Annotated in this window: 20 protein-coding genes; 13 read left to right on the top strand and 7 right to left on the bottom strand. The window is 64.4% G+C overall.

The window, feature by feature from the left end:
* Positions 1-49: 49 nt before the first annotated feature.
* Positions 50-970 carry a PilZ domain-containing protein gene (locus tag BO74_RS13280; RefSeq protein WP_496442853.1) on the top strand — a complete coding sequence of 307 codons (921 nt, stop codon included), beginning with the start codon at positions 50-52 and terminating at the stop codon, positions 968-970.
* On the opposite strand, the gene BO74_RS13275 is transcribed toward BO74_RS13280, so the two are convergent.
* The 5 genes from BO74_RS13275 to BO74_RS13255 all read right to left on the bottom strand — a co-directional run bounded on the left by BO74_RS13275 (position 942) and on the right by BO74_RS13255 (position 6,318).
* On the bottom strand, positions 942-2,024 hold the full coding sequence (locus BO74_RS13275; protein WP_496442852.1) for a glycosyltransferase family protein: 1,083 nt from the start codon (positions 2,022-2,024) through the stop codon (positions 942-944). The two genes, BO74_RS13280 and BO74_RS13275, sit on opposite strands and share 29 nt — an antisense overlap.
* A 58-nt stretch (positions 2,025-2,082) precedes the next feature.
* Complete coding sequence (locus BO74_RS13270; protein WP_496442851.1) at positions 2,083-3,597, bottom strand: tripartite tricarboxylate transporter permease; 1,515 nt, start codon at positions 3,595-3,597, stop codon at positions 2,083-2,085.
* Positions 3,598-3,644: 47 nt separating this feature from the next.
* The gene (locus BO74_RS13265) at positions 3,645-4,145 is read right to left on the bottom strand and encodes a tripartite tricarboxylate transporter TctB family protein (protein WP_496442850.1); all 501 of its coding nucleotides are present in this window, start codon (positions 4,143-4,145) and stop codon (positions 3,645-3,647) included.
* 65 nt (positions 4,146-4,210) lie between these two features.
* Positions 4,211-5,200 carry a tripartite tricarboxylate transporter substrate binding protein gene (locus BO74_RS13260; RefSeq protein WP_496442849.1) on the bottom strand — a complete coding sequence of 330 codons (990 nt, stop codon included), beginning with the start codon at positions 5,198-5,200 and terminating at the stop codon, positions 4,211-4,213.
* A 74-nt stretch (positions 5,201-5,274) separates the two neighbouring features.
* On the bottom strand, positions 5,275-6,318 hold the full coding sequence (locus BO74_RS13255; protein ID WP_496442848.1) for a 4-hydroxythreonine-4-phosphate dehydrogenase PdxA: 1,044 nt from the start codon (positions 6,316-6,318) through the stop codon (positions 5,275-5,277).
* Between the two features lie 184 nt (positions 6,319-6,502).
* Here BO74_RS13255 and BO74_RS13250 point away from each other — a divergent pair, with 184 nt between their 5' ends.
* Positions 6,503-7,183 carry a GntR family transcriptional regulator gene (locus tag BO74_RS13250; RefSeq protein ID WP_496442847.1) on the top strand — a complete coding sequence of 227 codons (681 nt, stop codon included), beginning with the start codon at positions 6,503-6,505 and terminating at the stop codon, positions 7,181-7,183.
* A 21-nt stretch (positions 7,184-7,204) separates the two neighbouring features.
* Here BO74_RS13250 and BO74_RS13245 read toward each other — a convergent pair whose 3' ends face one another.
* Positions 7,205-8,152 carry a sugar-binding transcriptional regulator gene (locus BO74_RS13245; protein ID WP_496442846.1) on the bottom strand — a complete coding sequence of 316 codons (948 nt, stop codon included), beginning with the start codon at positions 8,150-8,152 and terminating at the stop codon, positions 7,205-7,207.
* 174 nt (positions 8,153-8,326) lie between these two features.
* On the opposite strand from BO74_RS13245, the gene derI reads away from it, so the two are divergent.
* The 4 genes from derI (at position 8,327) to BO74_RS13225 (ending at position 12,402) form a co-directional block, all read left to right on the top strand.
* Positions 8,327-8,791 (top strand): D-erythrulose-4-phosphate isomerase, encoded by a 465-nt coding sequence (gene derI, locus BO74_RS13240; RefSeq protein WP_496442845.1) that lies wholly within the window; start codon positions 8,327-8,329, stop codon positions 8,789-8,791.
* Positions 8,792-8,885: 94 nt separating this feature from the next.
* Complete coding sequence (gene tpiA / locus BO74_RS13235) at positions 8,886-9,674, top strand: triose-phosphate isomerase (protein ID WP_496442844.1); 789 nt, start codon at positions 8,886-8,888, stop codon at positions 9,672-9,674.
* A 46-nt stretch (positions 9,675-9,720) separates the two neighbouring features.
* Positions 9,721-10,677, top strand: a complete 957-nt coding sequence (locus BO74_RS13230) for a sugar phosphate isomerase/epimerase family protein (RefSeq protein WP_496442843.1) — start codon at positions 9,721-9,723, stop codon at positions 10,675-10,677.
* 18 nt (positions 10,678-10,695) lie between these two features.
* Positions 10,696-12,402 (top strand): dihydroxyacetone kinase family protein, encoded by a 1,707-nt coding sequence (locus BO74_RS13225; RefSeq protein WP_496442842.1) that lies wholly within the window; start codon positions 10,696-10,698, stop codon positions 12,400-12,402.
* Positions 12,403-12,522: 120 nt separating this feature from the next.
* Here BO74_RS13225 and BO74_RS13220 read toward each other — a convergent pair whose 3' ends face one another.
* Positions 12,523-13,392 (bottom strand): NAD(P)-dependent oxidoreductase, encoded by an 870-nt coding sequence (locus BO74_RS13220; RefSeq protein ID WP_496442841.1) that lies wholly within the window; start codon positions 13,390-13,392, stop codon positions 12,523-12,525.
* 276 nt (positions 13,393-13,668) lie between these two features.
* Here BO74_RS13220 and BO74_RS13215 point away from each other — a divergent pair, with 276 nt between their 5' ends.
* The 7 genes from BO74_RS13215 to BO74_RS13185 all read left to right on the top strand — a co-directional run.
* The gene (locus BO74_RS13215) at positions 13,669-14,226 is read left to right on the top strand and encodes a Spy/CpxP family protein refolding chaperone (protein ID WP_496442840.1); all 558 of its coding nucleotides are present in this window, start codon (positions 13,669-13,671) and stop codon (positions 14,224-14,226) included.
* A 159-nt stretch (positions 14,227-14,385) separates the two neighbouring features.
* Positions 14,386-15,831, top strand: a complete 1,446-nt coding sequence (locus tag BO74_RS13210) for an efflux transporter outer membrane subunit (RefSeq protein WP_496442839.1) — start codon at positions 14,386-14,388, stop codon at positions 15,829-15,831.
* Positions 15,828-17,114: an efflux RND transporter periplasmic adaptor subunit gene (locus BO74_RS13205; RefSeq protein ID WP_496442838.1), complete on the top strand. Its 1,287-nt coding sequence runs from the start codon at positions 15,828-15,830 to the stop codon at positions 17,112-17,114. The genes BO74_RS13210 and BO74_RS13205 overlap by 4 nt, the downstream gene beginning before the upstream one ends.
* The gene (locus tag BO74_RS13200; RefSeq protein ID WP_496442837.1) at positions 17,111-17,812 is read left to right on the top strand and encodes an ABC transporter ATP-binding protein; all 702 of its coding nucleotides are present in this window, start codon (positions 17,111-17,113) and stop codon (positions 17,810-17,812) included. The genes BO74_RS13205 and BO74_RS13200 overlap by 4 nt, the downstream gene beginning before the upstream one ends.
* Positions 17,809-19,029 (top strand): ABC transporter permease, encoded by a 1,221-nt coding sequence (locus BO74_RS13195; RefSeq protein ID WP_496442836.1) that lies wholly within the window; start codon positions 17,809-17,811, stop codon positions 19,027-19,029. Before BO74_RS13200 ends, BO74_RS13195 begins: the two co-directional genes overlap by 4 nt.
* A gap of 338 nt (positions 19,030-19,367) precedes the next feature.
* On the top strand, positions 19,368-21,428 hold the full coding sequence (pta, locus tag BO74_RS13190; protein ID WP_496442835.1) for a phosphate acetyltransferase: 2,061 nt from the start codon (positions 19,368-19,370) through the stop codon (positions 21,426-21,428).
* Positions 21,429-21,559: 131 nt separating this feature from the next.
* The coding region (locus BO74_RS13185; protein WP_496442834.1) for a hypothetical protein at positions 21,560-21,810 on the top strand (251 nt) is incomplete at its 3' end.

Raw genomic sequence — 21,810 nt, 5'->3', positions numbered from 1 at the left:
TCGCGCTACAGTTCGTGACTGGAAAAATACCGGACGCGGAAAGTCGAAAATGCTGAAATCCCTTTTTGGCAAACGCGCCGAGGCGAACCGGAGCGCGCACGCCGCCCACGCTCCGTCAGGCAGGTTCGACCTCGGCAGGATGCGCACGCTGATCGAGTTTTTTCCGATCGGCAAGAAGTTGCGCTACTACCCGGAATTCAACAAGGACATCGTTCTCGATACGCTGGTCGTCGGCTACGGGGTCAATCACCATTTCATCTATTCGATGGAGTCCATCGAAACCGATCCGGACGGCACGCCCGCGAGCTTCCATGCCGAGGATGCCGGTACCCGGATTCCGGTGGCCGGCATCCGGCAGTTCCAGATTCTCGTTCCCGACACCTCGGACCTGGAGAAAAAGCTCGATTACCAGCGCCGCGCCCAACTCAGCCGGCACGGTCAGTTCAGTCCCGGCAACTCGATTTCCCTGATTTCCAACGCCGGCATGAAGGGCATCTCCACCATCGATACCGAGGTGGCCAAGCAGGTCGTCCTGCACGACGGTCCCTACGCGCAGATGAACATGGTGCTGCTGACTCCGGAACTGGGCACCCTGTCGGTCACCGATCAGCGGCGGAAACCGCGCACGCGCACCCGTGTGCCGGCGAGGCTGTTGGTGCCGGGCGAGGAATTTTCCGGGGCGTGTACGATCGTGGATGTATCCGACGCGGAACTGCGCCTCCGGCTGGACAGCGGCAATCCGGCGATGCCGTCGCTGCACAAGGGCGATCCACTGCTCATCGACATCCGCCTCGGCGCAACCGAGCGGCATTACTCGGTCAAGGGCTCGGTCATCCGCAGTTCGGCCGGCACCTGCGTCGTCCGGCTCGACGGTCAGATCCGCGAGCGGCGTCTTGAGCCGTTCGCGCCACTCGATCTGCTTGAACTGAAGGCCGGCCTGCTCAACTACGGGCGGGAAGCCGCGCCGTGATAAGTTCGGCGGCCGCCGCGGCGCCCTCCGGGCGCGGAAATGGCGGTGCCGGCTGCGCCCACAGTGCGTCGAGAAGGGGGCGCATCGTCCCGCCCGCCAGCGTGTGTTCTTCAAGCTCAACGCAGCGGGCGTTCTCGTGCAGCCAGTCGATCAGGCAGTCCTGCTCCGGCCAGTCGTCGCGGCGGACATACAGTACCGCTGTGCCGTTGCACGCCGCCTCCGTGAACGTGCCGTAGCCGGGCTTGGTCAGCACGGCATCGACGTTGCGCAGCAGGTCGGTGAAATTCATGTGCAGCGATTCGAGCGCCGTCATGTCGGTTCGTTCGACAGACCAACTCGCCGGCACCAGCCAGCGAACGCCCGGCGTCACCGGCCAGCGATCGACGCCCAACGCCTTGTCGAAGCCGCCAAAGGCGACCAGCACGACCCGCTCGTCTTCGCGCAGCTTCAGCAGCGAACGCAGCTCGTCGCGCCGATCCTCTCCCAGCGCCGCGACCGGTGGCACGGGGCGGGCATTGGGCAGGTCGGGCATCGGCATTGCCGGTGTCAGGCGCAGGAAAGCAGCGGCGCTGCGATACGCAGCGAGAATCTCCGCGTGGATCGGCGCGGCCCACGGCGCGTCGCCGAAAACGTGGGCGAACAGATCTGCCCAGTTGAGCGAGCACATTGACATGGCCGGAATGCCTGCTTGCGCCGCACCCGCCAAGGGTAGATAGGCCACATCGGTGAGCACCAGATCCGGGTTCAACGCACGCAAACAGCTGGCCTCGGCAGTGACGCGGGAGGGCCAGTCCGCATGCCAGTCGCGATAGAGCGCCGCGGTGGTTTCGTAGTCGATGCGCACGGCGTCGTGCATGGCAAAGCCGAAGTCGCTGCGTTCGGCAACATGGTCGAAGTCCAGTTGCAGACGGGCGCGGAGGCGGGCAAGCGGCAGGGCGGAGCGCAGCGTGAGTTTCAGGTCCGGGAGCCGCGTCGCCAGTTCGTTAACGACCGGGGCCACCTGCGCGAGGTGGCCGAGTCCATGCGAGGAAATGTCGAGAAAGAGATGAGGCATCGGGCGATTCTCGCACACCGGCCCAGCGATGATGAGGCCGGCGTGCGACGCCCGGACTTCAGGCGGTAACTGCAACCGCCGGCTTGCGCAGACGCTTGATGATCAGGCTGACGCCGGGCCAGAAGAGCAGCAGCATGGCCAGCACCATGATCGTGGCGGAAAGGGTCGAGTTGGTCCAGAAAATGCCGAGCGAGCCCTTGGACATGATCATCGACTGCCGCAAGGCATCTTCCGCCTTGTCCCCAAGAACCATGGCCAGCACCATCGGTGCGATCGGATAGCCGAGCTTCTTGAAGGTGTAGCCGAGAATGCCGAAGGGCACGGCCAGCCAGAGGTCGAGACGCGAGCCGCTGATCGAGTAGGCGCCGATGAAGCACACCACGACGATCATCGGCCCGATGATCGAGAACGGAATGCGCAGGATCGCGGCGAACATCGGTACCGTGGCGAGAACCAGTACCACGGCCATCACGTTGCCGAGATACATGCTGGCAATGGTGCCCCAGACGAAGTCCGGACGCTCGATGAACAGCATCGGACCGGGCGTGAGGCCCCAGATCATCAGCCCCCCCATCATCACCGCGGCGGTCGCCGAACCGGGCACGCCGAGCGCAAGCATCGGCAGGATCGCGCAGGTGCCGGCCGAATGGTCGGCGGTTTCGGGCGCGACAACGCCCGCTGGTTCGCCCTTGCCGAAATGCTCCTTGCGCCGCGAGAAGCGCTTGGCCAGCCCGTAGCTCATGAACGACGCAGCAGTCGGGCCGCCCGGGGTGATGCCCATCCAGGCGCCGATCACGGCGCTGCGCAACAGCGTCACCCAGTGACTTGGCATCGATGCGATGGCCTTGAGTACGTCACGGATCCGGATGCGCGCATGGATGCCGTCGAAGCGCAGCCCTTCCTCCATCGTCTGCAGGAGTTCGCCAATCCCGAACAGGCCGATGACCGCCACCAGGAAGCTGATGCCCTTGACGAGATCGGGGAAGCCGAAGGTCAGGCGCATGTTGCCGGAAATGCCGTCCATGCCCACCGTGGCGAAGGCGAAACCGAGCATCATCGACACGACGGCCTTGAACGCGGAGCCGCTGCCCATGCCGATGAAGCTGGAGAAGGTGAGCAGGAAGACGGCAAAGTACTCCGGCGAACTGAACTTAAGGGCGAACTCGGTTACCCAGCCGGACAGCAGGGTGATGACCACGACGCCGAACATCGCACCGGTTCCCGCTGACATGAAGGCCAGGGTCAGCGCGTGCGTGGCGTGCCCCTGCTGCGCCATCGGGTAGCCGTCGAAGGTGGTGGCCACCGACGACGGCTCACCGGGGATGTTGAAGAGAATCGACGTTGTCGACCCGCCGAACAGGGCCCCCCAGTACATGCTGGTGAGCAGGATGATCGCCGAGACCGGATCCATAGTGAATGTGAGCGGCAGCAGCAGCGAGACGCCGTTCGGCGCACCCAGCCCCGGCAGGACGCCGACCAGGATGCCGAGCAGCACGCCGGCCGCCATGAGGGCGAGATGGAACATGGAAAACGCAATGGCGAATCCATCCATCAGATTGCTGAAATTGTCCAAGGTGAAACTCCCCTAGTGTTTTGGTAGCGTGATCGCGAAGGTTTGCTTCAATGAATGCCGATCAATGGCTCCAGCGGCCCCTTGAGCAGCGGCACCTGAAACCACACCTCGAACAGGAAATAGTTGGCGATGGCGGTGATCAACCCGACTGCGGCTGCCTTGGGCAGGCGATAGCCGCCCTGGAAGACCATGGCGCCGATCAGGTACAGGATCATCCCGACGTAGATTCCCAGATAGGACGTTACGAGCACGAAAAGCACCATCGGCCCGAAAAAGGCGACGACGCGGCGGGCCTGTTCTCCGGTGAGGAAGTCTTCGACGCGACCCCGGTAGTGCTTGAAGGCCATGACCAGATTGAACAGGCTGGCAAAAATGGTGATCAATCCGACATAGAACGGGAAATAGCCGGGCTCCGGCCCTGCGTCGCCCCAGCCGATTCCGAATTCCGTCGATCCGTAGCAGACGATCGCCCCCAGCAGTCCGGTGACAAGCGCCGTCACCACTTCCATCGTGAAACGGGACACCAGCGTCCCGGAGGTGGTTCGCATAAACAACTCCTTGAATTCGCCGCAAAAAAAGGGCAGGCTCGCGCCCGCCCCCGACAACACGTAGCTTATTTCGCCAGCCAGCCTTCGCGCTTGAATACGCCGTAGGCCCGGGCCGTGTCCGCGGTGATGTACTTGCGCAGTTCATCGCCGGAGAGGAAGGTGCCGGTCTGCGACGTACGCTCGATGTAGGCCTTCCATTCCGGGGTCGCTTGCACCTTGTGCATCACGTCGGTGTAGAACGAAAGGACCTCGGGCGACACGCCGGACGGCAGCCAGATCGTTCGCGGCATCTGGTAGTTGTCAACCGGGATGCCCGACTCCTTGCAGGTCGGAATGTCCGACCAGGCCATGTCCTTGCTCACCTTCGGGCCGGCGGCCATGCGCTTGGTGCTGAACACGCAGAGCGGCCGCACCATGCTGGCCTTGAACTGGCCGAGGTTCTCGTTCGGGTTGTTCACGTTGGCATCGACGTGCGCCCCCGCCAGCTGGATGGCTGCCTCGCCACCGCTCTTGAACGGGACGTAGGTGAATTTCGCACCCGTTGCCTCGGCGATGATGCTGACCAGGGTCTGGTCCGTATCCTTCGATTGCGAGCCCGCCATGCGCAGGCCATCCCCCTTCTTCGCCGCGTCGATGAAGCTCTTGGCGTCGGCGTAAGGTGCCTTGGCATTCACCCAGATCAGGAACTCGTCGAGCGCCAGGGCGGCCACCGGCGTAAAGCCTTCTGCGGCGTAACCCATCTTGGCGACGAGCGGAAGGAGATATTCGTTGTTGGTGCCGAAGGTGACGCGGTACGGGTTGGTCTGCTCGCTCGCGCCGTGGATGTAGCCTTCGCTCCCGGCGCCGCCGCCCTTGTTGACCACGACGATCGGCACGTTCATCAGCTTGTTCTTGACGATGATCGACTGGATCGTGCGGGTAAAGATGTCGGTACCGCCGCCCGCGCCGCTGGTGACGACGAACTCGACGGGCTTGTCGGGACTCCAGGCGGCGCTTGCCCCCGCTGCGTAGAGTGCACTGGCCAGAACGGTGGCGATCAGTTTGGTCTTGAACATTGAATGACTCCTCTTGTGTGAAGTGAAACGTGATGAAAACAACAACGTACGACTACCACGGGTACTGCTTCTTGTTATTTTGTGTTCTTTGCCGCCAGATTTCGCGTCGCCATGTGCACGGCGAGCAGGAAGGCGGCCTTGCTGGCGCCGAGGTTGGCGATGCCGCGTCCGGCGATGTCGTAGGCGGTGCCGTGCGCCGGGGTACAGATCGGGAACGGGAAGCCGCCCATCATCGTGACACCGCGATCGAAGCCCATCAGCTTCATGGCGATCTGTCCCTGATCATGGTACATGGTCAGCACGCCGTCAAACTCGCCGTTGCGCGCACGCACATAGACGGTATCTGCCGGATACGGCCCGGAGGCGTTGAACCCTTTCTGGATGGCCAGTTTCACGGCTGGCTCGATGATGTCGATTTCTTCCTGGCCGAAGTTGCCGCCGTCGCCGGCGTGGGGGTTGAGGCCGGCCACCGCGATGCGCGGATTGTCCAGCCCGGCCTCGCGCATGCAGCGGTCGGCCAGCGCCAGTTCGGCGAGGATGCCTTCGACGCTAAGCGCGGAAGCGACTTCCGCCAGCGGGATGTGCGAGGTGACGCGGCAGTTCCACAGGTTGTCCAGTACGTTGAACTCGCGTGCCGCGCCGGTGAAGCCGGTTATGTCGGCGGCGTAGCGGATCTCGTCGTCGTATCCCGGATAGACGTAACGCATCGCCTTCTTGTTGAACGGCGTGAAGCACACCGCGTCGGCCTCGCCTTCGTTGGCCATGAGCAGCGCGCGGCGGAAGTTCTCCAGCGCGAAGGCGCCGCCTTCGGGCGTGGCTTCTCCACGTTTGACGCTCTCGGGCGCGAGATGACCGAGGTCGACCAGCACCGGTTTCGACGCGGCGTAGTAGGCCGCATCCGGCGATACCACCGCGATGTCGAGCGACAGCCCGGCGATCGTCGCGCCTTCTTCAAGGATGCGCCGGTCGCCGAAAACGACGATCTTCGCCGCGGCGCGAACATCACTGTCGGCCAGCAGCTTGGCAGTCAGTTCCGGGCTGATGCCGGCGGGGTCGCCCATGGCCAGGGCAATGGTGGGCTGGCAGGGGGTTGCAGCAGAGCAGCTGGGGGGCGTCATGTTTGTCTCCTCGGAAAGTTTTTTTCGGCAATACTGCTACCAATCCGCCGAGACTGTCAAATTATAAATTCGAAGTTCTGAATTCAAAATTCAGGTGCGACAGGGGCTGAGTGTTGACTGGCGCTTTGGCCGGGCCCATAGTCCGGGCATTTCAAAAACGGGACGTGCTTTGATGAATGGCGAAATGACCCCTCTGGCGGACGCCGAAGCCTCGGTCGAGGCTGTGCGGATCGAGCGGCCCACCCTGCACAACGTCGTTGTCTCGCGTATCCGGGACATGATCATCGAGGGCTTGCTGCCCGTCGGAGTACGCATCCACGAGGGGCAACTGTGCCAGCAGCTCGGTATCTCCCGGACCCCGCTGCGCGAGGCGCTGAAGGTGCTGGCATCGGAAGGGCTGGTGGAGTTGATCCCGAGCCGCGGCGCGATGGTGCGCCAGCTCACCCGCAAGGACGCGCACGACATGCTCGACGTACTGAGCCATCTCGAGGCGATGGCCGGGCCGCTGATCTGTCAGAACGCGTCGGACGAGGATATCCGCGAGGTCCGGCGACTGCACGACGAAATGATCGGGTTTTACGAGCGGAGAGAGCGCCTCCCGTATTTCAAGCTCAACCAGCAGATTCACTCGCTCCTGATTTCGCTCGCCGGCAACGAGTCGCTGAGCCTGGTGCACGACATCCTGCAGACGCGCATGAAGCGCATCCGTTTCATTGGCGACAGGACCGAGGTCTCGTGGAAAGGCGCGATGGACGACCATGAGGAGATGATCGCCGCGCTCGAGGCACGCGATGGCGATCGCCTTTCGGCGGCGCTGGTCAACCACCTGAAAGGCAGCTGGGAACGGATCAAGAACGCGATCTGAGCCCGCTTGGCCTCCCGGCGATCACGCCAGCAGCTTCTGCGCGACCGCCTCGTCGGTGACCAGTCCGTTGACATAGCCTTGGGCGAGGATCGCCTTGACGACCGCCGCCTTGTACAGGCCGCCGGAAATCAGCAGGCTGTTCGGGATGGTGCGCAGGTCGGCCGGTGGCATGGCGATGACGGTGTGGTTCAACTCGTGATCGACCGGATTCCCGGCGGCATCCAGGAAGGTTCCGAGGATTTCCCCGATCGCGCCGATCTTCTTCAATTCCGGCAGGCGCTGGCGGACGCTGTTGATCGTCGTCAGCTTGGTGCGCGGCGTCAGGTCGCCGCAGGAAACGATCGCCACGTCGGACTTGCGCGCCCGCTCCATGACCTCGTTGACCCCGCTGTGCGCGAGGAGGAATTCGCGGCTCTCGACACAGGGGCAATACACCGGCGCGGTGACGTAGTAGCAGTCGGCACCGAGCGTCTTCGCCAGCTCGGTGGACACCTCGAAGGTGTTGGTCTCCGAGCCGCGCGTCAGCCCGCCCATCAGCGACACCACCGAGCTGTTCGTCAGCTTGCGCGTGCGCAACTGCTTGATGCTGGCGCTCAGTGTGCGTCCCCAGCCCACGGAAATGCACTGGCCGTCGGAAATCAGGGTGTCGAGGATGGCGGCGGCGGCCTCGCCGATCATCCGCCGCTGCTGCTCGTCGTCGTCCGCTGACGGAACTACGGCGACGCTTTTCAGTCCGTATTTTGCCTTCAGCTTTTCTTCGAGTTCGACGCAGCTGGCCAGCGGCAGACGTACGTCGATGATCACCGAGCCGTCGGCGCGCAGCTGGCCGGCGATCTTGTTGACCCGCGCCCGGGCGATGCCGAGACGGTCGGAGATTTCCTGCTGGGTAAGACCCGCGACGAAGTAATACCAAGCGATGCGCGCGCGCAGCTGCTCGCCAATCAGGTTGCTGGATTCGGTCGTGCTCATGTTTTTCCCCGTTGTTTTGGCTGACGCCTTGTTCGAGTTCCGGTTCGCCAATTCGTTTTCATCGTGCAAAGATGCAAGTATATAGACAATTGTTGTACCGCAAATACAAAAGTATTATACTGCCCCACGGCTTCACCACAAATACCATTGTCATTTGCGAAAGGCACGACTGAGATGAAGATTGCGATTGGCGGCGACAGCGCCGGAGTTTCCCTGGTCGATATCCTGGTTCCCTACCTGAAGAGCCTCAAGGATGTCGAGGTCACTGACCTGAGCAAGTCGCCGACCGGCGGCAGCGAGTACTACGCCAACATGGCGGAACGCGTGGCCCAGGCGGTCCTGTCGGGACAGGCCGACCGCGGCATCCTGTGCTGCGGCACCGGCATCGGCGTCGCCATGTCGGCCAACAAGGTGCCCGGCATCCGCGCCGCGCAAACGCACGACACCTTCTCCGCCGAACGCGCGGCGAAGAGCAACGATGCCCACATCATCACTATGGGTGCCCGGGTGATCGGGCCTGAGCTGGCCAAAACGATCGTCAACGCGTGGCTGGCCTCCATCTCCGGTTTCGATCCGCAAGGGCCGTCGGCAGGTAACGTGGTCGCGATCAACGAACTGGACAAGAAGTACCGCAAGTAACTCGCAAACTGCGTTCAGGCTGGTGGGGTCGCGCTGGTCACGGCCTGCTTTCCCCTGAACGTACATGACATCGAACAGCAGGAAGATCACACACATGCGCAGGCTGGTAGCCGGAACTGGCTGGAAAATGAACAACGGCATCGCGGACTCGATCCGCTATGCCGAGGAACTTCGCGCGCGGATCGCCGCGATCGACACGTCGGCGATCGACGTCTATGTCTTGCCCCCCTTCACCTCGCTTACCACCGCGGCCTATGCCTTCGACGGTTCGCCGGTGGCCATCGGCGGCCAGAACATGCACTGGGAGGATGCGGGCAGCTGGACCGGCGAGATTTCCGCGTCGATGCTGCGCGAAGTGGGCTGTCGCTACGTCGAACTGGCACATTCCGAACGCCTGCAGCATTTCGGCGAAACCTACGAACTGGTGCGGCGCAAGCTCGACAAGGCGATGAACGTCGGCCTGATCCCGATCCTCTGCCTCGGTGAACTGGCCGAGGAAAAGGCGTCTGGCCGCGCCGACGAGGTGCTGGCCAGCCAGATGCTGACCGCCATCGACGGCCAGCCGGACACGCGGGTGCCGGAGATCATCATGGCCTATGAACCGCGCTGGGCCATCGGCATGGCGGAAGCGGCCTCGCCCGAGTACATCGCCGAGCGGCACCGTGCCTTGCGTACCATCTTGCGCAAGCATTGCGGCGACGAGGTCGCGGAGAAGACACGGATCATCTACGGCGGCTCGGTCACGCCGGAAAACGGCAAGGACATCCTGGAGATCGAGGACGTCGACGGCCTGTTCGTCGGGCGCGCCGCGTGGAAGGCCGAAGGCTTTGCACGCATCGTCGAACTGGTCAGCGAAGCGGCACGCAAGAAACAGGCAGCTTGAACGTACAACGCTGAACCTACAACGCATTTGAATCGGAGATAAGGCAATGTCGGAAGAAAAGAAATCTGGATGCTGTGAAACGAAGTGGAACCGCGACAACTGGCCGATCGCGGCGGCGATGAACGGCTTCTCCGGCGTGTTGCCGGACGGCAGCCTGGTGCAGGACCAGCCGGCAGATCATTGGGCCGCGACGCTGGAGCAGGTGGTCGACGCCGGGTTCACCGAATTCGACCCGAGCGACAGCTGGGTGCGCGTGGCTGACCTTTCACCGAGCCGTCTGCGCGACTTCATGTACGTCGTCAAGACGGTCGGTCTGACCATCCCGGCGATCTCGACGACGCGCAAGGCCAGCGTCATCGACCCGGTCAATGCCGACGACTACCTCGCCTACAACCACCGCGTCATCGACGCCGCCGCCGAGATCGGCGCCAAGGCCGTCTCCTTCGGCCTGTTCGGCGAATTCACCGAAGAGCAGAAGAAACACCTCTGGTTCTGGACCGCCGATGGCGTCAAGAACCCGGATGATCCCGCAACGTATCAAAAGGCGGTCAGCCGCATCCGCGAACTCGGCAAGCACGCGCAGGAGCTGGGCATCGAGGTCTCGCTGGAGATGTATGAAGACACCTACATCGGCACCGCCGACGGTGCGGTGAAATTCGTCAACGACGTCGACGTGCCGGCGGTCGGAATCAACGCCGACATCGGCAACCTGGTCCGCCTGCACCGGCCGGTCGAGCACTGGGCGTCGATGATCGACAAGCTCGTGCCCTACGCCAAGTACTGGCACGTCAAGAACTACATGCGCATCGAGGATCCGGCGCAGAACCTGATCTGCTCGTACCCGACCTCGCTCGCGCTGGGCATCATCAATTACCGGGTCGCCATCCAGAAGGCCCTCGCCCACGGCTACAAGAGCGCCTTCCTGTGCGAACACTACGGCGGCGACAGCCTCACCGTCTGCGCCATGAACCGCGACTATCTCCGCACCATCCTGCCACGCTAAGTCAAAGGGGGACCTGACATGACCTGCATTTACGACAATCCGGAAGAATTCGCCAAGACCGCCCTGGCCGGCTTTGCCTCGGTCTATGCCCGCCACGTGCGCCCCGTGATCGGCGGCGTCGTGCGCTCGACTGCCACGCCGGAGGGCAAGGTGTCGATCGTCGTCGGCGGCGGCTCCGGGCACTACCCGGCGTTCGCCGGCTTCGTCGGACCGGGCCTCGCCGATGCGGCGGTGGCCGGGGATGTGTTCGCCTCACCCTCGACGCATCTCGTCGCCAACGTCTGCCGCAAGGCTAACCGCGGCGGTGGCGTCCTGCTCGGCTTCGGCAAGTACGCCGGTGACGTGCTGAACTTCGGCCTCGCCGCCGAACGGCTGCTCTCGGAAGGCGTCGACGTGCGCGTCCTCCCGGTGACCGACGATGTCGCCAGCGCCCCGGCCGAGAAGGCCAACGAGCGCCGCGGCGTGGCCGGCGACCTCGCGGTCTTCAAGATCGCCGGCGCGGCGGCTGAAGCCGGGATGAAGCTCGACGACGTCGAGCGCGTCGCCGTCAAGGCCAACAAGAACACCGTTTCCTTCGGTGTCGCCTTCAGCGGCTGCACGCTGCCGGGCGCCAAGGAACCGCTGTTCACCGTGCCGGCGCAGCGAATCGGCGTCGGCCTTGGCATCCATGGCGAGCCGGGCATCAGCGAGGAAGACATGATGCCGGCCAGCGCGCTGGCGAAGATGCTGGTCGACAAGCTGGTTCTGGAGAAACCCGCTGACTGCAAGGGCCGCGTCGCGGTCATCCTCAACGGCCTTGGCTGCACCAAGTACGAAGAACTGTTCGTCCTGTGGGTCAGCGTCGAAGCCGAACTGAAGAAAGCGGGCCTCACTGCGGTCGAGCCGGAAGTCGGCGAATACGTCACCAGCATGGACATGGCCGGCTGCTCGCTGACCCTGACCTGGCTCGACGACGAACTCGAACAGCTCTGGTGCGCCCCGTGCGACGCGCCGGTACTCCGCCGTGGCGCGATCATCCCGACGCAACCGGCACCGGCGTTCGAGGACAAGGAAGAGGAACTCAAATTCGGCCCGGCCTCCGCCGCGTCGAAGGAAAACGGCAAGTGCATCGCCGGCGTGCTCGCCAAGGTTGCCGCCGCGCTGCGCGAAGCCGAACCCGAACTCGGGCGGATCGATGCCCGCGCCGGTGACGGTGACCACGGCCAGGGCATGACCCGCGGTTCCGCCGCCGCGGCTGAAGCCGCGCAGAAGGCGGCAGCCGCCGGTGCCGGTGCGGCCAGCGTGCTGGCTACCGCCGCCAACGCCTGGGCCGATCGCGCCGGTGGCGCCTCCGGCGCGCTGTGGGGCCTCGCCCTGCGTACCTGGAGTAACCAACTCAGCGATGAAGCGGAAATGAGCGCCGACGCTGTCGCCAAGGGCGCGCAGGCCGGTCTCGAAGCCATCATGCGCCTCGGTGGGGCCAAGGTCGGCGACAAGACGCTGGTCGATTCGTTCGTCCCGTTCGCCGCGACGCTGAACGAGCAAGTCGGCTCGGGCAAGACGCTCGCCGAAGCCTGGGCGATCGCTGCCGACGTGGCAACCAAGGCCGGCGAAGCCACCGCGCAACTCACGCCGAAGCTCGGTCGTGCCAAGTCGCACACCCAGCGCAGCCTCGGCTACCCGGACGCTGGCGCCATCTCGCTGGCACTCTGCGCCCGCGTCGTCGCCGAAGCGATCAAGGGCTGAGGCAGCGGCGGCGGGCGCCCCCACGCCCGCCGCCCCGCCCGGATTCGAAAGATCTCCTGACTGGATGGTCATAGCAAGAAACCCGATACATTCTTGCTACGACCATCCTCTTTTTTTGCTTCAGCTTTGCCGCACTGCGTCGATGGCCAGTACGCCCGCGTCCTCGGCGCCGTAGCCTGCGGCGATCAGCTGATCCATGCGCGCGGCGACCGAACGTAGCGCGGCCAGCGGCAGATCGCCCGCCGTGTCCAGCATCAATTGCACATCCTTGCGCGCCATGGCCAGCTCGAACGTCGGCTTGAAGTTGCAGGTGGCCATGCTTGTGCCACGCGCGGCAACCACGGCATTCAGGTCGAGCATCCCGAGCAGCTCGATGGCGTCCTCGGGAGCCACGCCCTCAGCCTTGGCCAAGGTCAGGATGTCCGCCATTATCGCCCAGAGGCCGATGAGCATGGCGTTGCCGAACAACTTGTCGAGTGCGGCGAGATCGGGGCGTTCACCCAGGTAGTCGAGTCGCCCCGTCATCCGGGCAAGCTCGTCCTTGACGCTATCGAAGATCGCTTCCGGCCCGCTGACCAGCATCGTGCCTTGCGCGTTTCGCGCAGCCGAAGGGCCCATGAATACCGGACAATGCAGATACCGGATGCCCTCGGCGTTAAGCCGCGTAGCGCGTTCCGCCGTCAGTCGTGGCTGCGTGGTGCTGTGGTCGATCACCACCGCATCGGCGGAAAGGCCCACGCGCGCGGCGGCGATGACCTCCTCCACGACTGCATCGTCCTTGAGAATCAGGTGGACTCGCGCGGCATCTCGCACCGCGTCGGCGGGTGTGGTGGCGGCTTTGACGCCGAACGGCGCCAAGGCCAGGACCTTGTCCGGCGAACGGTTCCATGCCGTGACGGTGTCCCCACGCCTGGCGGCGGCTTCCGCGAATGCGCTGCCGAGCAGCCCGGTCCCGAGAAATGCGATGGTGGCCATAGTAATTGTCCTCAATAGTTGGCGCGTTTCGGTACGCGAGGGATCAGATCATCTTACCCGTAACCCGAGGCTGATTTCAGGCCTTGGATCATGAAACAAGCAAGCCGGGGCGAAACAGCCTCGTCGATCTTGTGCATTTGTTTCCCCATCGAGGCTCAGAAACATATTGCAACGAAGCCTCTAGTGAGCGAAATCGTTTGCAACGGGCCATCCGTGAGAATGGACACATCAGCAAGGCAGCTGAAACGGGCAAGCCGGCTGACCCCTCAATTCGCAAAGGAGACCAGCATCATGAAAACACGCTTTTCCCCCCGCCTCGTTATCGCCGCCCTGACCCTCTCGCTCGGTCTGGCCGCCGGCGGTTCGGCATTGGCTCGCGGCAAGGATTTCGGCCCCGAGCAAGGCCGGCCCGGTAACCACTTTGTCATGCACGAACGGGCGATGAACCGCCTGCACGACGAACTCAAGCTCGACGAGAAGCAGGACACGCTCTGGAACGTGGCCGAGAAATACAGTGGCGATCACCGTGCAACGATGCGTGAGCGCTTCCAGAAGGAGCGTGCGGAAATCAAGGGAATGCTCGACCAGCCAGGCACTGATCTGCGCGCTGTCGCCAAACGGATGGACGATCTGAAATCCGAGGCCGCGAAGGAGCGCGACAGTGTCCGCGAGCGCTGGCTGACGGTTTATGACTCGCTCAATGCCGAGCAGAAGGAAAAGGCGCGGGTGTTCTTCAAGACGGGATTCGAGCGGATGGAGCGCGCAGGCGATCACCGGCGTTCGCACGGCAAGGATCGTCCCGGACGCAACCAGCCGCGCGAGATGCCGGCGCCGGCACCGCAAGGCTGATCCACGCTTCCTGACCATGCTGCGCCGTCACCGGATGGCGCAGCATGGATACGCCTTAACCTGCATTTACCGAACCACGATTCCTTTTCTGTCACGATTTTGCGGCAGGCTGGCCGATAATTCCGGCTTGCCCGTTACCACGTTGCCCGAAAACACACCGTGTCCTCCCCTTTACGCACGTTGCCACTCGTCGCCCTGGGCCTTGTCCTTGGCGGTTGCGCCACGCTCGACCAGCGCCTGGAGGCGCTTGCTTCTTCCCTCCGCGTCAGTGTGCCGCCGGCCTGGAGTGTTTCAGCGCGGGCGGTGCGTCCCGTTGATGCTGGTGAACTCGCCCGGTGGTGGCGCCAGCTCGGCGACCCGGTGCTCGAACAATTGATCGACACGGCGTTGACCGACGCCCCCGATCTGCGCAGTGCCCAGGCCAGACTGCGCCAGTCGCGCGCAACGCGGGACCTCGCCGTGGCTGACCTCTACCCGAGCCTGGGCGTTTCGGCCGGCGCGACACGCTCGCGTACCGGCGTCGAGGCCGGGGGCAGCAACCAGTCGCAAACGCTTTACGCAGCCGGCTTCGATGCCAGCTGGGAGCCGTCGATCTTCGGCGGCCTGCGCGACGCCGCGACAGGCGCGGAAGCGGACGCTGCGGCAATGGCCGCGACGCTCGAATCCACGCGGGCCTCCTTGGCTGCCGAGGTCGCGCTCGAATACGTCACCCTGCGCGCCAGTCAGCAGCGGCTGGGCATTGCCCGCGCCAACGTCGCCAGCCAGGCCGACACCTTGCAGATCGCCGAGTGGCGCGAACTGGCCGGCCTCGTCACCGCGCTCGACGTGGCGCAGGCGCGCACCAATCTCGAACAGACCCGGGCGTCGATACCCTCGCTTGAAAACAGTCGCGCCGCGGCCGAGAACCGTCTCGCGCTGCTTACCGGCCGCTCGCCCGGCAGCCTGCGCGAAACGCTGCAGGAAATCCGGCCGTTGCCGGCGGCGCCCGAGTCCATCGCTGTCGGCATTCCGGCCGATACACTGCGCCAGCGCCCGGACGTACTGGCGGCCGAACTGACACTTAAGGCCGAAATCGCCCGGACTGCCGAACGCGAGGCCGACCGTTACCCTAACCTCACGCTCAGCGGCTCGCTTGGCTGGAAAGCGCTCAGCCTGTCGGCGATCGGCGGCGGCGACGGACTCGTGCGTTCGCTGGCCGCCAGTCTGGCCACGACCTTGTTCGACGGCGGTCGCATCCGCAGCCGGATCGCCGTGCAGAACGCGGTGCAGGAACAGGCGCTGATCGCCTGGGAGAAGAGCGTGTTGACCGCCCTTGAAGACGTCGAGAACGCGTTGAGCGCCTACGCCACCGGACGCGAACGCACCGAGGCGCGACGCCGTGGCGCCGCGTCGGCCGCGACGGCCGCCGAACTCGCCCGCGCCCAGTATCAGGCAGGGCTGGCCGACTTCCAGAACGTCCTCGAAACCGAACGTACCCTGCTCACTGCGCAGGACAACCTGGCCAGTGCCAACGCCGACGTGCTGACCGCCGTCATCCAGCTGTACAAGGCCCTGGGCGGCGGCTGGCAGGCCGTTCCCGTCACCACGGAATCCGACAAATCATGACCGCGCCCGAACAACGACCCGACAACGCACTCCCCGAGTTCCTCCAGGCCGGAGGACGATCCACCTCCTTTCTTGGCCGCTCGAAGCGCTTCTGGGCCATTGCCGGCCTTGGTACCGTCGCCGTGTTTCTTGCGCTGGTTTTTCCCGGCGGAGGAGACGGCGCCGCCGGGCAGTTTCTTACCGAGGAAGCCGTCACCGGCAACCTCGTCGTCAGCATTTCCGCGAGCGGCACCCTGGCGCCGACACGCTCGGTCGATGTCGGCAGCGAACTCTCCGGCACGCTGGAAGCGGTGCTGGCCAACGAGAACGACAAGGTGACCAAGGGGCAGGTGGTGGCTCGGCTCGATCCTGCCAAACTGCGTGATGCCGTCGCCAAGTCGCGGGCGGCCGTGCAGGCCGCCGAAGCGGTCGTCGCCCAGATGGAGGCGACCGTCGCCGAAGCACGGGCCAACCTGAACCGCCTCAAGCACGTTGCCGAACTCTCCGGCGGCAAGGTGCCGTCGAAGAGCGAACTGGAAACCGCCGAGGCCACCTCTCTGCGCGCCGTCGCCAATCTCGCCAGCGCGAAGGCCGAGGTTGCCCAGGCGCGGGCGACGCTGAAGACCGACGAGACGAACATCGAGAAGGCCGTCATCCGCTCGCCGATCAACGGTGTCGTGCTGACACGCAAGGTCGAGCCGGGTCAGACCGTCGCAGCGCAGATGACGACGCCGGTGTTGTACGTGATCGCAGAGGACCTGACCAAGATGGAACTGCAGGTCAAGGTCGACGAGGCCGACGTGGCCGCGGTGAAACTCGGCCAACCGGCGACATTTACCGTTTCGGCCTGGCCGGGGCGAAACTTCCCGGCGGCGATCCAGCGCGTCGGCCTCGGCTCGACGACGACGGACAACGTGGTGACCTACAAGACCGTGCTGACCGTTGCCAACGACGATCTGGCACTGCGTCCCGGCATGACCGCGACGGCGCGCATCATCACCGCCCAGCGCGACAACGTGCTGCTCGTGCCGAACGCGGCGCTGCGCTTTTCTCCGCCGGCCGTCGGTACCCAGCCCGAGGGCAACATCATTTCCCGCCTGATCCCGCGCCCGCCCCGGCCGCAGAACCAGAAGCCGAAAGCCGCCACCGGCGAAAGCAAGCAGGTCTGGATCCTGCGCGACGGCCAGCCGGTGTCGATCCCGGTGCAGACCGGCGCCAGCAACGGCCGGCAGACCGAGATCACTAACGGTGAACTGAAAGCGGGCGCGGCGGTGATCGTCGACTTCCAGGAAAAGGCCAAGTGACCGTGGGGCCGCTGATCTCCCTGCGCGCCATTACCAAGACCTACGGTCAGGGCGCGGCGGCTTTCCAGGCGCTGAAAGGCGTCGATCTCGACATCCCGCAGGGGCAGTTCGTCGCGATCATGGGGCCGAGCGGTTCCGGCAAGTCGACGGCGCTGAACATCCTCGGCTGCCTCGACGGGCCGAGTAGCGGCGCGTTCCGCTTCAAGGACATCGCCGTCGAAGAACTGAATCGCAACCAGCGCGCGCTGCTGCGCCGGCACTATCTCGGTTTCGTTTTTCAGGGCTTCAACCTGCTCTCGCGTACCTCGGCGCAGGAAAACGTAGAACTGCCGCTGCTCTACCGCGGTGCCGAGACGGCACCGCGGCATGCCGCCGCCCGCGAGGCGCTGGCGCAGGTCGGCCTGACCGGCTGGGAACACCACACGCCGGCCGAACTCTCCGGCGGCCAGCAGCAGCGCGTCGCCATCGCCCGCGCCATCGTTACCCGTCCGCTGGTGCTGCTTGCCGACGAACCGACCGGCAACCTCGACAGCCAGCGCGGGCACGAGATCATGGACCTGCTTGTCTCGCTCAACCGCGAGCAGGGCATCACCATCATCATGGTCACGCACGAGCCGGAGATGGCGCATTACGCCGATCGCGTGGTGAAGTTCGTCGACGGGCTGGTGGCCAGCGACGAGGTGAAGGAGCGCGCATGACCCAGATGCTGCTCAATGCCCTGCTGCTCGCCCTGCGTGCGATCCGCCGCAACCTGATGCGCTCGTTCCTGACCGTACTCGGCGTGGTCATCGGTGTTGCCGCGGTGATTACCATGGTCACGCTCGGCAACGGCGCGACGCGCATGGTTTCGGACCAGATCTCCAGCCTCGGCAGCAATCTGCTGATCCTGCGACCCGGTCAGCGACTCGGTCCGGGTCGCGACAGTGCGGGGGCGGCGAGCTTCAAGCTGGCCGACGTGGATGCCATTCAGGCGCAAATCCCCGCGCTCAAGGCAGTCGCCCCCGTCGTTGGCAGCTCGGTGACACTCGTTGCCGGTAACCAGAACTGGCAGTCGCAGGTGAACGGCACGAGCAACGACTATTTCGTCGCCGGCAACTGGCAGATCTCCAGCGGTCGCCAGTTCGAGGAGGACGAAGAGGCCGCCGGCAAGGCCGTGTGCATCATCGGCGCGACGGTCAAGAAGCAGCTTTTCCCGAGAGGCTCGCCGATCGGCGACGAAATCCGCGTCAAGAATTTCAGTTGCGAGATCATCGGCGTGCTGCAAGGCAAGGGACAGGGCGCGATGGGTCAGGACCAGGACGACGTCGTGCTGATGCCGATCCGTACCGCGCAGCGGCGACTGACCGGCAAGGTGAACGACGTGTCGACGCTGATGCTCTCGTTGCGCGACGGCGTCGCCTCCGACCCGGTCATGGAGCAGATCCGCAAGCTGATGCGCGAACGGCGCAAGCTCTCGGAAAACGCCGACGACGACTTCAACGTGATGGACACCAAGCAGATCGCCGAAACGCTGTCTGGCACGATCCGCACGATGACCGCGCTGCTCGGCGCGGTGGCGGCGGTCAGCCTGCTCGTCGGCGGCATCGGCATCATGAACATCATGCTCGTCTCGGTCACCGAACGGACACGCGAGATCGGCATCCGCCTCGCCATCGGCGCGCTCGAACACGAAGTCCTGCTGCAATTCCTGATCGAGGCCGTGGTGCTCTCGGCGCTAGGCGGGCTCGTCGGCATCGTGCTCGCGCTGTTCGTCTGCCTCGGCCTCACGGCGTTGATGAGCATGCCTTTCCTGTTCAATCCGGGGATCAACCTGCTGGCGTTCTTCTTCTCCGGCCTGATCGGCATCGTCTTCGGTTACATGCCGGCGCGGCGCGCGGCGAGGCTCGATCCCATCGTCGCGTTACGGTTTGAATAGGACGGATTTGTTTGTACTCAGGGCGCCGGTCGGTATCGGACTGGTCGTATGGTCAGACCAATTTGTTTTGCGCGTTACCGCTCGAACGTCCCCCATGTTTTTCCTCTGAGTGATGGTTGGTCGGCTGACCATGCCAATCGGAAAATGGCGAATTTCCCTGCAGAATCAATCCGTTTCAGAAAACCAACAGGCATCTGAAAAAGCGGCCGGATTTCTCCGATCGGCCGTGCGACCCCCCGTCAGCAGGACTACAATGTGGCCTTCGGCATTGCATCAGGAAAATAATGCCGAGCCAACAACAAAAAAACCAAGCCACTCATATCAGGAGATTTGCATCAATGAATCAACGCTTCACCCAGACCTTCCTTGTCGTTCCAGCACGACAAGGCGTAGGTCTAACCTCTGTCACCCTGGGGATTGTGCGTGCACTGCAGCGTCACGGCGTCGAGGTTCGCTTCGCCAAGCCCGTGGCCCAGGATATTGGCGACACCTCGGTCCATTTCGCCCGCGAGATCTTCCCGGTCATCGTTCCCGAGGCGATTCCGTTGCAGGACGTCGCCGAACAGATGGCCGCCAACCAGTCGAACGATCTGATGGAGGAGATCGTCACTCTCTGCATGAATGCCGGCGAAGGCGCCAGCGTCCTGGTGGTCGAGGGCCTGCACACCGATCCGGCGCATCCGTTTACGTCGCACCTCAACGTCGACATGGCGCGCAGCCTGAAGGCGGAAGTCGTCGTCGTGGCCGACGCCAAGGCGCAGAACGCCACCGGCGATCTGCGCCTGACGATCAGCCAGTATGCCAACGAGGGCTGCAAGGTCGCTGGCGTGATCCTGAACATGGCGCCAGAGGACTATGTCGCCGACGACCTGAAGCGCCGCCTCGGCAACGTGCCGCTGTGGGGCGTTGTCCACGACACGCCGCTCCTGCAGGCGCCTCGCATGGTCGATGTGGCCCGCCACCTGAATGCGGAAGTCATTCTGCCCGGCGAGATCGCTACCCGCCGCGTCACCGATACCATCATCACCACCCGTTCGGCTGCCGCGTTCATCCCGCGCCTGCGTCCCGGTACGCTGGTCATTGCCGCCGGTGATCGCGATGACATCGTGATGGCCGTCGCGCTGGCCGCCAGCCGCGGTATTCCGCTCGCCGGCCTGCTGCTGACGCACAACAGTTCGATTGCGCCAGAGTTGATGGAACTTGCCGGCCCGGCGCTGAATACCGGCCTGCCGATCCTGCGCACCCAGGGCGACAGCTACATCATCGCCCGCGCCGTGAGCAAGATTCCGAACGACGTCCCCAGTGACGATACCGAGCGGATGAACGCCGTGCTGGATACCGTCGCCGAACATCTGGACATCAATGCGATCACCGGCTCGTTCTATATCCCCGAATCGGTCAAGCTCTCGCCGCCGGCTTTCCGCTACCAGCTCATCCAGAAGGCACGTTCGGCGCACAAGCGCATCGTGCTGCCCGAGGGCGACGAGCCGCGGACCGTGCGTGCCGCGGCGATCTGCGCCGAGAAAGGGATCGCCCATTGCGTGCTGCTCGGCAAGCGCGACGCCATCGAGACGGTCGCCGCCTCGCAGGGCATCACGCTGCCGACCAAGAACCTGGAAATCCTCGATCCGGACAGCATTCGCGAGCAGTACATCCCGCCGATGGTCGAGCTGCGCAAGGCCAAGGGGCTGACGCCGCAGATGGCCGCCGCGCAGCTCGAAGATACCGTGGTGCTCGGCACGATGATGCTGGCCGTCGATGAAGTCGACGGTCTCGTCTCCGGCGCCGTGCACACCACGGCCAACACCGTCCGCCCAGCCCTGCAGTTGATCAAGACCGCGCCGGGTTCGTCGATCGTCTCGTCGGTGTTCTTCATGCTGATGCCCGACCAGGTGCTGGCCTACGCCGACTGCGCGATCAACCCCAACCCGACCGCCGAGGAACTGGCGCAGATCGCCAAGCAGAGTGCCGATAGCGCGGCGGCCTTCGGCATCAATCCCAAGGTAGCGATGATCAGCTACAGCACCGGCAGCTCGGGGCAAGGGCTGGATGTGGAAAAGGTGCGTGCCGCAACCGAAATCGCCCACGCGCAATTCCCCGACCTCGTCCTCGACGGCCCGATGCAGTACGACGCCGCGTCGGTCTACGAAGTCGGCAAGCAGAAGGCGCCGAACAGCCCGGTCGCCGGCCAGGCCACGGTGTTCATCTTCCCCGATCTGAACACCGGCAATACGACGTACAAGGCCGTGCAGCGCAGCGCCAACGTCCTGTCCGTCGGCCCGATGCTGCAGGGCCTGCGCAAGCCGGTTAACGACCTGTCGCGTGGTGCGTTGGTAGACGACATCGTGTTCACCATCGCTCTTACGGCGATTCAGGCGGCGTCGGCGCCGCAGGGTTAAGCAGAGCCGAGCGCTCTCCTCCAGAACGGGCTGCGCCTCACCGGGGCGCAGCCCGTTTTTCTTATGTGCGCCCGGCACGGGCGCACTCCTGCGGGTGCAAGTCCCGCCGTGAGTTGATCACCGCGAACGAAGTGAAGCGCAACTGCGTGAGGGCGACCGAGCGTGGGGAGGAAGCGTGGATCGTAATCTGCGAGCCGATGGACAAGAACCGGATAGAAGGCGCTGCCGAGCAGGGCGAGCGGGCATGGAACCGCAAAGTTCTCGTGATCAAGGCGAAGCGGCGTAAATTCGGCGGTTGTGCAGAGAAGGAGTGCGTTCTTACCCGGGGATATCTCGCCTCATGCCTGAAAGGGCGACGGTGCCGAGCCGGAGCGAGAAGTCA

Source organism: Propionivibrio pelophilus DSM 12018 (assembly GCF_059569095.1).
This window is presented reverse-complemented; position numbering and strand designations above follow the sequence as displayed.

Bases quoted from the DNA above. Each gene is read 5' to 3' on its own strand.
- BO74_RS13255 (WP_496442848.1), bottom strand. From the start codon at position 6,318: ATGACGCCCCCCAGCTGCTCTGCTGCAACCCCCTGCCAGCCCACCATT.
- BO74_RS13195 (WP_496442836.1), top strand. From the start codon at position 17,809: ATGACCCAGATGCTGCTCAATGCCCTGCTGCTCGCCCTGCGTGCGATC.
- BO74_RS13230 (WP_496442843.1), top strand. From the start codon at position 9,721: ATGTCGGAAGAAAAGAAATCTGGATGCTGTGAAACGAAGTGGAACCGC.
- BO74_RS13280 (WP_496442853.1), top strand. From the start codon at position 50: ATGCTGAAATCCCTTTTTGGCAAACGCGCCGAGGCGAACCGGAGCGCG.
- BO74_RS13225 (WP_496442842.1), top strand. From the start codon at position 10,696: ATGACCTGCATTTACGACAATCCGGAAGAATTCGCCAAGACCGCCCTG.
- BO74_RS13250 (WP_496442847.1), top strand. From the start codon at position 6,503: ATGACCCCTCTGGCGGACGCCGAAGCCTCGGTCGAGGCTGTGCGGATC.
- tpiA (WP_496442844.1), top strand. From the start codon at position 8,886: ATGCGCAGGCTGGTAGCCGGAACTGGCTGGAAAATGAACAACGGCATC.
- BO74_RS13215 (WP_496442840.1), top strand. From the start codon at position 13,669: ATGAAAACACGCTTTTCCCCCCGCCTCGTTATCGCCGCCCTGACCCTC.
- pta (WP_496442835.1), top strand. From the start codon at position 19,368: ATGAATCAACGCTTCACCCAGACCTTCCTTGTCGTTCCAGCACGACAA.
- BO74_RS13260 (WP_496442849.1), bottom strand. From the start codon at position 5,200: ATGTTCAAGACCAAACTGATCGCCACCGTTCTGGCCAGTGCACTCTAC.
- BO74_RS13275 (WP_496442852.1), bottom strand. From the start codon at position 2,024: ATGCCTCATCTCTTTCTCGACATTTCCTCGCATGGACTCGGCCACCTC.
- BO74_RS13245 (WP_496442846.1), bottom strand. From the start codon at position 8,152: ATGAGCACGACCGAATCCAGCAACCTGATTGGCGAGCAGCTGCGCGCG.
- BO74_RS13265 (WP_496442850.1), bottom strand. From the start codon at position 4,145: ATGCGAACCACCTCCGGGACGCTGGTGTCCCGTTTCACGATGGAAGTG.
- BO74_RS13205 (WP_496442838.1), top strand. From the start codon at position 15,828: ATGACCGCGCCCGAACAACGACCCGACAACGCACTCCCCGAGTTCCTC.
- derI (WP_496442845.1), top strand. From the start codon at position 8,327: ATGAAGATTGCGATTGGCGGCGACAGCGCCGGAGTTTCCCTGGTCGAT.